Raw genomic sequence first — 9612 nt, 5'->3', positions numbered from 1 at the left:
TTGTCTACACCCTCCTAACGTCACATAACGGACGGGAACGTCGTCCGCCGCGCCACATTGCGAAGTTGTCGCACCGGTTTGAAGTTGTCCTGCAATGACAAAGGGAACGTTGCCATGAGCAGTCGCATTACCATGGTGCTTGCTGTCCTGTTTTTGCTGGGGGCGTTAATTGCCGGTTATCTGGGAATCGCCGTCAGCAAACCGGCCGAGTTACCTGCAGTTGTCACGCCGTCCACGGTGCCTGACGCCACCGAAATATCGACCCAAACGCCCCCGACTTCGCCCGTCGAGGATGCGCTGCGCCACAACGTAGTGGTTTTGGCCCGGGACGTACCGGCCTATACCCCCATCACGGCTGAAGACCTGACCGTAGAACGCCTCAAGGTCGCGCCGCCTGGAAGTTTCGAGCACATCGACAAACTGGTGGGCCGCAGCAGTTGGCGAACACTGACGGCAGGAACATGGCTTAGCGAGAACAGTTTTGAAGCAGGCGGCACACTGGCGCGGATGATTCGCCCTCATGAACGAGCGCTGGCGTTGCAGGTTGACGAGGTGATTGGCGCATCCGGGCAGCTCAGCCCAGGCGACTATGTGGATGTGCTGCTTTACCTGCCCGAGGACACCAGCAACCTGAATCGCTCCAGCCAGGTGGTCGTACCCGCCCTGCGAGTTCTTGGAGTTGGCGGGCTGCTCGGCCCGGATCGCAACGGCAAGCCGGTGCAGGACATCAACGCTGACGAACGCCTTAAACAGGAACAGCTGCGGATCAACGCGCGAACCGTCACCGTCGCGGTACCGGAAGCCTTGCTGGCACGGCTGATGCTGGCGTCGCAAACCGGTGTCCTGCGTCTGGCCGTGCGCAGCGCCGACGAGGGCAACCTTCAGAATTACTGGGCGAGCGAAGCCGGTAGCCGTGATGCCGCCGAACGAATGGACTCTGCCAACCGCCAACTGGTCAGCTTCAGACAATTGAGCCTGGGCCCGGCCAACTCGCCGACACAGGGCGCAGCCACTCGCACGCCTCGCGCAGTCGAGGTCATACGCGGTAACCAGATCACGCAACAAACTCCCTGATTGAGCAAGGATTGCATTTGATGAGCTGTTGTTCCGTGCCAGTAACAAAACCCCGGCTGCTGGCGTTAGCCTTCGCGGCGCTGTCTGCACAATCAGCCTGGGCCGCTTCCGGCAGTTGTGCAGGACTTGCTGCAATGCCAGCGGCGGTGGAAATCGATCAGGGCATTCAGCAGGAAGTGCGCTCACCTGTGGCCATCACCCGCATTGCCGTCGGCGACCCGAAAATTGCCGATGTGCATGTCAACGGTACGGATGGTTTTCTGTTGACGGGCGTTGCGCAGGGCACGACCAGCCTGATGGTCTGGACCGCCTGCGCCACCGCCCCGCGCCAGAGCATGGTATTCGTACGCGGCCGGGCCACGGCATCGATGATAGAGAGCGTCACTGCGCCATCTGCTGATGCGGAGTTACCCAGCCAGGTGCAGACCGACATCCGCTTTATCGAAGTCAGCCGCACCAAACTCAAGGAGGCCAGTACCTCGATATTCGGCAAGGGCTCGAACAACTTTCTGTTCGGCGCGCCTGGCACGGTTCCCGGCGTAAACGTCACCCCCGGTACGGTGAGTGGCACAAGGCCGAGCATTCCGCTGAACAACAGCAATTTCAATATTGTCTGGGGCGGCGGCAGCAGCAAAGTGCTGGGCATGCTCAACGCCATGGAAAACAGCGGCTACGCCTACACCCTGGCCCGCCCCAGCCTTGTTGCGCTCAATGGGCAAAGTGCAAGCTTTCTGGCAGGGGGCTAGTTCCCGGTGCCTGTGCCCAATGGCGAGGGCAATGGTATTTCCATCGAGTACAAGGAGTTTGGCGTACGCCTGACCCTGACGCCGACAGTAGTGGGCCGTGACCGAATCCTGCTAAAAGTTGCCCCCGAAGTCAGCGAACTGGATTTCTCTGCCGGTATCACCATCGCCGGCACAAACGTGCCGGCGCTTAACATACGGCGTACCGACACCAGTATCGCGCTTGCCGACGGAGAAAGCTTTGTGGTCAGTGGGCTGATCAGCTCCAGTAACGTCGGCTCCGTAGGCAAGTTTCCCGGCTTGGGTGACATTCCCATTCTCGGCGCGTTTTTCCGCAATTCGCAAATCCAGCGCGATGAACGCGAACTGCTGATGATCGTCACCCCGCACCTGGTTCAACCGCTGGCCGCCAACGCGCAATTGCCCTCGCTGCCGGGTGAGGGGCTGCGCACCTACGATCCAAGCTTTCCGCGCCTGTATTTTCTGGAAAACGGCGACTTTGACCGTCGCGACGGGTTATCCAAATGAGCCAAAGCCTGAGCCAGACCTTCCTGGCAATCACCCGTAACAACACTGATCTGGAATGGCTGCAAAGTGCCTTGGGCTCACTGGGCCAAGTGGTCAGCGCAGGCACCGGCAGCCTCGACGATCTGCTCGCGCTGGTGGACGTGACCTTTGCCAGTGTGGTGTTCGTCGGGCTGGACCGTGAGCATCTGATGACCCAGAGCGCCCTGATCGAGAGCGCGCTGGAAGCCAAGCCGATGCTGGCCATCGTCGCGCTTGGCGATGGTATGGATAACCAGTTGGTGCTCAACGCCATGCGTGCCGGGGCGCGGGATTTCGTCGCTTACGGCTCTCGTTCGAGTGAGGTCGCCGGCCTGGTCAGACGCTTGAGCAAGCGCTTGCCTGCCGTGACGCCCAACCCGAACATGAGCGGCCTGTCAGTGCTGTATGGCGCGCAAGGCGATGACGACGGAGCCTTGATCGCGACGCACCTGGCGATGGTGGTGCACAAGACCGGGCAACGCACGCTGCTGCTGGACCTCGGCCTGCCGCGCGGCGACAGCCTGCTGATGCTCGGCCTTGAATCCACATTCAGCTTTGGCGATGCCCTGCGCCACTTGCGCAGGCTCGATGCAACGCTGATCGACAGTGCGTTCACCACCAGTGAAAGCGGCCTGCGCATTCTGGCGTACAGCGAAGCCGACGATCATCTGGAGCAGTCCAGCGCAGCGGAGCTTTATATGCTGCTCAGCGCCCTGCGCCAGCATTTTCAACATGTGGTCGTGAACCTCGTGGGCCAGCCGGACAGCGAGGCACTGCGCTCGCTGGTCAGCCATTGCGATCAGTTGCTGTGGTACGCCGACCAGAGCGTACTGGGCTGTCGACGCAACCTGACGGTGCTTAATAACTGGCGTGAGAAAGGCATGAGAATGCAACACGCCAGCCTGCTGATTGATCGCTATCAGCGCTCGGTCGCACCCAATTCGGAAACCGTGGCCAAGACCTTCGGCCTGCCGGTGCAGGCCGTATTGCCGCTGGCACCAGAGCTGCGCCTCAACGCCAAAAACCAGGGAGTGACGCTGTTCGAGCTGGCCTCACGCGACGCGTTGTGTTCCGGGCTGCGTCGGCTTGGCGAGCACCTGGCACGCAATACCGAGGCTCACGACAAACCCGATCAGGGCTGGCTCGCTCGACTGTGGGGGAACAGGTAATGGCGGAAAAACTGTTTGGCGTCTCGTCGCGTGGCAGCGGGCAAGCCGATGACGGCCAAGGCCTGAAACTGGTGTTGCACCGTTACATCATCGACGGCATCGAAGAAAGCGGCAAAAACCTGCTCGAAGGCTCACGACCGGCACTGGCGCAATTTGTCATCGACAAGGTGGCCGAATACGTTGCACGACTGCGGCTGGCTATTTCGCGCTATGAAATGGAGCGACTGGCCGAAGAGCTGGTCGATGAGCTGACCGGTTTCGGCCCGCTTGAAGTGTTGCTGCGCGACACGTCGGTCACGGAAATTCTGGTCAACGGGCCGGGCAAGGTATTTGTCGAACGTGATGGCGTGCTGCACCACACCGACCTGCGCTTTATCGACTCGCACCACGTCGAGCGCGTGATGCAGCGCATCCTCGCGCCACTCGGGCGGCGCCTGGATGAATCTTCGCCTATGGTCGATGCGCGTCTGCCCGACGGCAGCCGGGTCAATGCCATCATCCCGCCGATTGCGCTGGATGGCCCTTGCCTGTCGATCCGGAAATTTCGCAAGGACATGCTCAAGAGCACAGATCTGGTGGCCATGCAAACCATCGATCAGTCCATTTTCGAATTTTTTCAGGAAGCGGTCGGCAAACGCTGCAACATCCTCGTCAGCGGCGGTACCGGCACAGGCAAGACCACCATGCTCAACGTGCTGAGCCAGTTGATCGACAGCAACCAGCGCCTGGTCACTATCGAGGACGTTGCCGAGCTGCAGCTCAGCCACCCGCACGTGGTGCGTCTGGAAACCCGCCCGCCCAATGCCGAGGGGCATGGCGAGGTGCGCGCCAGCGACCTGATTCGCAACTCGCTGCGGATGCGCCCGGACCGCATCATCCTCGGCGAGATCCGTGGTGTCGAAGTGCTCGATGTATTGACGGCGATGAACACCGGCCACGACGGTTCCATGAGTACCGTTCACGCCAACAATGCTCAGGATGCTCTGCTGCGCCTGGAAACGCTGGTTGGCCTGACCGGGCGACTGATACCGGAAAAAACCCTGCGCCAGATGGTCTGCGCGGCGCTGGATGTGATTATCCAGCTGGCGCGCCTGCCTGATGGCCGACGCTGTGTCAGCGAAGTGGTGGAGGTAGTCGGCATACGCGATGACATCTATGTCACCAATACATTGTTCCGGCTTGATCGCCGCACCGGGGTCGGCTTCATGCGCGAAGCTGCACACGCCGCAGGCGACAAGCTGCGGCCAGGCTACTGACGTGCTCAGGGAGGCGGCGCAATGAATGCATCACTGGTACTCGGCCTGATCTCCTTGCTGCTGCTGACTGCGTCCATTCGCATGTTCTACCTCGCGCTCAATCAGGGCGCCAGTGAACGGGTCAGGCAGCGTCTGACCGCCGGACAGGTTCAGCCTGTGGTTGAAAAGGCTGGATGGACCTACCTGGATCGGGCCTTTTTGCGTGCAGGGTTGGGTCGACCGACCGAGCGCATGGGCTTGGCTTTGTCGCTCTATGCCTTGTTGATTCTGATCGGCTACGGACTGGGCGGCGGCATCGGCGCGGTCAGCGCGCTGCTGGCGGTGCCGCTGACCCTGCGCCTGTTTGTGTCGTGGCGCTATGAGGTGCGTGTGCGCCGCATGATCCAGCAATTGCCGCAACTGCTCGACCATACCGTACGCAGCCTCAAATCAGGCAGAACCCTCGCCGACGCGGTGCTGCACGGCATCGAAGCAACGGATCAGCCACTCAAGGACGGCATGAGCCGTATCGAGCGGAACGTGCAACTGGGCGTCAGCCTGCCGGATGCCGCGAGGGATTTAGCCGAGCTGTATGAACGCGACGAGTTTCATCTGTTTGCCCTTGGCTTGAGGGTCAATCATCGATATGGCGGCAATGCCAGCGAGCTGATGGAAAACCTGATCAAGCTGATTCGTGACCGGGAACAGGCCGGTCGCCAATTGCGCGCAATGACCGGTGAAACCCGCATGACAGCGCTAGTGCTGGCGCTGCTGCCGGTCGGCATGGCCGGCTACTTTCTGACCGTGAACCCCAGCTATCTGTTGCATATGTGGAACGATGACAGCGGGAAGATCATGTTGAGCATGGCCTTCGTCCTGCAGGCAACAGGGTGCGTGGTGCTGTGGCGCATGTTGAGGAGCATTTAGATGGAATTGTTACTCGCTGCCGTGATGCTCGCCGCTGCCGCATTTCTACTGCTGTCCGGCATGGCTCGGCAACGCCGTAACGAACGCTTGGTGGCAAGACGATTGAGGGGCCAGGTGATTCGCGAAAGCCGCATCGGCAGCCTGTTGCGGTTGCTCGGCGATACCCGCATTGGCCAGCGCAGCATCAGCCTGGACTCGGAAACCCAGATGTTGCTCAATCGAATCGGCTGGCGGCGCGCCAGCAAACGCTCATTGTTTGCCGCATGCCAGGTCGGCGTTCCGGTCGGCCTGATGGTCGTGGTCATTGTGGCCCAACTGCTGCTTTTCAAAGGCGTCGAGCAGCCGCTCATAGCGCCGGTATTTGCCTTGGGAATCGGTTATCTGCTGCCCAAACGAATTCTCGCGGCCGTCGCTCAGCGCCGCCAGAAACAGGTGGTGGTGGAAATTTCTACGTTTATCCCGTTGCTGCGCATCCTGTTCGAGTCCGGCATGGCCGTCGAGCAGGCGCTACGCGTGCTGAGTCTTGAAGGTAAAGACTTGCTGCCGGTGCTGTCCGAGGAAATTCGCGTGGTACTGGTGCGGGTCGACTCTGGCCTGGAACTGGGCGAAGAACTGCGAAAAACCGCGGCCTTGCTGGCCGTCGATGAGTTGAGTGACACATGTGTGATCCTCAATCAGTTGATTCATCAGGGCGGCGGCGCATTGAAGTCTCTGCTCACGCTCAAGCAACTGATTGACGACCGACGCCTGACCCGCCTGCAGGAATATATTTCCAAACTGTCGGCAAAGATGTCGGTGGTCATGATGGTGTTTCTGTTTCCAGCCCTGCTGATCGTATTGGCGGGCCCTGGATTTATCGCCATAAGTCGCGCACTGGGCAGTTGAATCCAGTGTTACCCGTGCACGAAAGGACGCATTGCAATGAAACCAGTGATCGCACTACTCGGGCTGCTGTTGCTGAACGGATGTACCAGTGATGGCAGCGCGCTCTGGACACAAGCCACGGCTCAGTCCGGCCAATGCCCCAAACTGACATCGGATCAGGAGTTCTCCCTGAATCTGGCTCAGAACATGGCAGATGAGGGACGCTTGCATGCCAGCCTCGCCAATCTGGAAAGCCTGCCGGACAGCCTGGGCGAGGTTCGCCTGCGCAAGGCACGGGTATTGCGGCTGTTGGGCAGCAACTAAGCCGAGCCGCTGTATCGCAGCCTGCTGGGCACCTGCCGGGCAGCCGAGGGTGAGCATGGGCTGGAACAACTGGCTGCGGCGCGTGGCGACAATGCGCTGGCTCAGCAACATCTGCTCATGGCCAGCAAACTGCAACCGACTGACGAAAAAATCCGCAACGACCTGGGCGTTGTCTATCTCAATCAGTTGAAACTGGAACAGGCGCGCTTCCAGTTCCTCACCGCCATGGAGCTCAAACAGTCCGATCCGCTGGCGGCAATCAATCTGGCCACCTTGCTGATCTACCAGAACAAATGGACGCAAGCAGCCGAACTGGCCTCTCGAGCCGGACTGACGCCCGAGCAGATCACCGAGGCTCAGGCGCGTGCCGAAAAAATCGGAAAAACCCGCGCCACGCCACTCGCGTCCGCCAGTACAACAGGAGCACAACCATGAAAGGCGCACTCGTCGGCAGCATTTTCACCCTTTTTATCGTCAGCAGCGCCTGGGCTGCGAGCGACGAGCAATCACCTTACGCGCAGAAACAGACTGAAACCTGGCTGCAACTGCAAGCCAGCGGCAAGGCTGCATCGCCGACGCTACAAATCAATACCGCCGCCGAGCGTGACCTGAGCCTGCAACGCTGGCTGGAAACCTATAAGTACAAAATCCCCGAGTACTACGAACAGGAGGCTGGCGGCAAGTTTTCAGCGGGTAGCAAGTAGCCTCGCGGGGTGGTTCTGTCACCTGAATGACACTGCACCTTACAAACCTCCTGTCAGCAGGCCGCGAAACACTCCGCTATCATGCGCGGACTTTCGAGATTCGAGACTGCCATGCGCCGTTTGTTATGCCTGATGTTATTGATCCTGGCCCTGCCCGCCTTCGGTGCCGGTCTGCTGGACAGCCGCCCGTCGTCAACCCTGGGCGGCGGCTCGCTGGATAACAGCAAGGACTTCCTGCCCGTGCGGCAGGCTTTTCAGTTGAGCCTGATCGAAACCACGCCAGAATCGATCAAGCTAAGGCTGGTCGCCACCGATGGCTATTATCTGTATCGCCATCGTTTCCAGTTTCGCACCGAGCCTGCTGATATCGGCCTGGGCGAAGCACAACTGCCCAAGGGCGAACAGAAACACGACGAATACTTTGGCGATGTCGAGGTCTATCACGGCATTCTCGACATCGACCTGCCACGCAAAACCGGTGAACAACGCCCCTTCACGCTCGCTGTCACCTATCAGGGCTGCGCCGACAAGGGCCTGTGCTACCCGCCTGAAACCGAGCGTTTGAACATTGGCGATGTGGCCGCCAGCCCTGCCGTCTCGGCATCCGCCACTACAGCAGCCACCTCAGCCGCCTGGAGCTGGAAAGAACTGGCGCTGTTTTTCCTCGCAGGCGTAGGTCTGACCTTTACCCCCTGTGTACTGCCGATGCTGCCGATTCTGTCCGGCGTGGTGCTGCGCGGCAAGGTTGGCGGCCTGCGCGGCCTGAGCCTGTCACTGGCTTACGTACTGCCGATGGCGGCCTGTTTTGCCTTGCTTGGCGCGCTGATGGGTATGTTTGGCGCGAGTCTGAATCTGCAGGCACGCCTGCAATCGGCCTGGGTTCTGGTGCCGTTTTCAGCGTTTTTCGTGATCTTTGCCATCGCCATGTTTGGCGCTTTCGAACTGCGTCTGCCGCAGTCGATCAGTTCTCGTCTGGACCGTATCGCCGGCAAGACCGAAGGCGGATCACTGTGGGGCGCAGCCGTGCTGGGCGTGGTTTCCAGCCTGCTGGTCTCCCCCTGTGTTTCCGCCCCTCTGGCCGGTGCGCTGCTGTATATCAGCGCCAGCGGCGACGCCGTTGGTGGCGGGCTGAAACTGTTTGCGCTGGGCCTGGGCATGGGCGCGCCATTGCTGTTGATAGCCACCGGTGGTGCTGCATGGCTGCCGAAAAGCGGGCCTTGGCTGGTCACGGTGAAAAATGCAATCGGTGTACTGCTGCTGGCGCTGGCCATCGGTTTGCTGAGCCGCGTTTTGCCGGGCCAGGTCACCTTGTTGCTGGTCGGCCTGCTGTCTGCGGGTGTTGCGCTGTTTCTCGGCGCACTGGAGTTCACTGAAAAGACCACTCGGCAAAAGCTCGCTCAACTGCTCGGTCTGGCGCTGTTGGTTTATGCGCTGGCCAGCTGGTATGGCGCGCTGTCCGGACAAACCGACCCGCTGCGTCCGCTGGGGCGCGAATACGCCACGGCAAACAACCCAACAGTCACATCAAACTCGAACCAGTGGCAAACCATCACCACCTCAGCCGAACTGGACCGCGTGATGCAGGAAGCGCGAAACGCAGGCAAACCGCTGTTGCTCGACTGGTACGCTGACTGGTGCATCAGTTGCAAGGTCATCGAGCACGAAGTTCTGCCCGATCCTGGGGTCGTTGCCGGATTATCGGGTTACAGCCTGGTTCGCTTCGACATGACAGACAGCAATGCAGAGCAACGCGCCCTGCTCGACCGCTACAAGCTGTTCGGTCCTCCCGCGCTGCTGTTTTTCGCTAAAAACGGCGAAGAGCTGCAAAATGTGCGAGTCGTCGGCGAAATCGACGCCGCAGGCCTGATTGAACGCTTGAACAGGGCAAATGACCAGAACTAAACGGTGAGTCACAAACTTTGCGCGAATATCGCTCATCGTGCTGGCTACTGTTGTTAACTGGACAGTCCACTGCCCTTCCGGCATAGTCGCCGGGCGTAAACCGCTCGCAGACAATAAAAGGAAC

The 9612-nt window shown here is 60.2% G+C and carries 7 protein-coding genes and 2 pseudogenes; all 9 read left to right on the top strand.

Going from position 1 to position 9612, the window contains the following annotated elements:
* The first annotated feature begins 114 nt into the window (after positions 1-114).
* The 9 genes and pseudogenes from cpaB to ALO64_RS06030 all read left to right on the top strand — a co-directional run bounded on the left by cpaB (position 115) and on the right by ALO64_RS06030 (position 9488).
* The gene (gene cpaB, locus ALO64_RS06070; RefSeq protein WP_044344127.1) at positions 115-1074 is read left to right on the top strand and encodes a Flp pilus assembly protein CpaB; all 960 of its coding nucleotides are present in this window, start codon (positions 115-117) and stop codon (positions 1072-1074) included.
* 20 nt (positions 1075-1094) lie between these two features.
* Positions 1095-2345, top strand: a pseudogene (locus tag ALO64_RS06065) (type II and III secretion system protein family protein).
* On the top strand, positions 2342-3532 hold the full coding sequence (locus ALO64_RS06060; protein ID WP_004666301.1) for an AAA family ATPase: 1191 nt from the start codon (positions 2342-2344) through the stop codon (positions 3530-3532). The pseudogene ALO64_RS06065 and the gene ALO64_RS06060 overlap by 4 nt, the downstream one beginning before the upstream one ends.
* Positions 3532-4788, top strand: a complete 1257-nt coding sequence (locus ALO64_RS06055; RefSeq protein ID WP_044344128.1) for a CpaF family protein — start codon at positions 3532-3534, stop codon at positions 4786-4788. The genes ALO64_RS06060 and ALO64_RS06055 overlap by 1 nt, the downstream gene beginning before the upstream one ends.
* Before the next feature lie 21 nt (positions 4789-4809).
* A complete protein-coding gene (locus ALO64_RS06050) occupies positions 4810-5694 on the top strand; it encodes a type II secretion system F family protein (RefSeq protein ID WP_044344129.1) in 885 nt (294 codons plus the stop codon).
* Positions 5695-6579 carry a type II secretion system F family protein gene (locus ALO64_RS06045; protein ID WP_002555365.1) on the top strand — a complete coding sequence of 295 codons (885 nt, stop codon included), beginning with the start codon at positions 5695-5697 and terminating at the stop codon, positions 6577-6579.
* Between the two features lie 36 nt (positions 6580-6615).
* Positions 6616-7317, top strand: a pseudogene (locus tag ALO64_RS06040) (hypothetical protein).
* The gene (locus tag ALO64_RS06035) at positions 7314-7586 is read left to right on the top strand and encodes a DUF3613 domain-containing protein (RefSeq protein WP_044344130.1); all 273 of its coding nucleotides are present in this window, start codon (positions 7314-7316) and stop codon (positions 7584-7586) included. The pseudogene ALO64_RS06040 and the gene ALO64_RS06035 overlap by 4 nt, the downstream one beginning before the upstream one ends.
* A gap of 111 nt (positions 7587-7697) precedes the next feature.
* Complete coding sequence (locus ALO64_RS06030) at positions 7698-9488, top strand: protein-disulfide reductase DsbD (RefSeq protein WP_268794409.1); 1791 nt, start codon at positions 7698-7700, stop codon at positions 9486-9488.
* The last annotated feature ends 124 nt before the right edge of the window (positions 9489-9612 follow it).

The organism is Pseudomonas meliae (genome assembly GCF_001400515.1).
GTDB lineage: Bacteria > Pseudomonadota > Gammaproteobacteria > Pseudomonadales > Pseudomonadaceae > Aquipseudomonas > Aquipseudomonas amygdali.
The sequence above is the reverse complement of the archived record's forward strand: the minus strand, read 5'-3'. Positions and strand labels throughout refer to the sequence as shown.

Excerpts from the sequence above, each read along its gene's own strand:
- cpaB (WP_044344127.1), top strand. The coding sequence starts at position 115 with ATGAGCAGTCGCATTACCATGGTGCTTGCTGTCCTGTTTTTGCTGGGG.
- ALO64_RS06060 (WP_004666301.1), top strand. The coding sequence starts at position 2,342 with ATGAGCCAAAGCCTGAGCCAGACCTTCCTGGCAATCACCCGTAACAAC.
- ALO64_RS06055 (WP_044344128.1), top strand. The coding sequence starts at position 3,532 with ATGGCGGAAAAACTGTTTGGCGTCTCGTCGCGTGGCAGCGGGCAAGCC.
- ALO64_RS06050 (WP_044344129.1), top strand. The coding sequence starts at position 4,810 with ATGAATGCATCACTGGTACTCGGCCTGATCTCCTTGCTGCTGCTGACT.
- ALO64_RS06045 (WP_002555365.1), top strand. The coding sequence starts at position 5,695 with ATGGAATTGTTACTCGCTGCCGTGATGCTCGCCGCTGCCGCATTTCTA.
- ALO64_RS06035 (WP_044344130.1), top strand. The coding sequence starts at position 7,314 with ATGAAAGGCGCACTCGTCGGCAGCATTTTCACCCTTTTTATCGTCAGC.
- ALO64_RS06030 (WP_268794409.1), top strand. The coding sequence starts at position 7,698 with ATGCGCCGTTTGTTATGCCTGATGTTATTGATCCTGGCCCTGCCCGCC.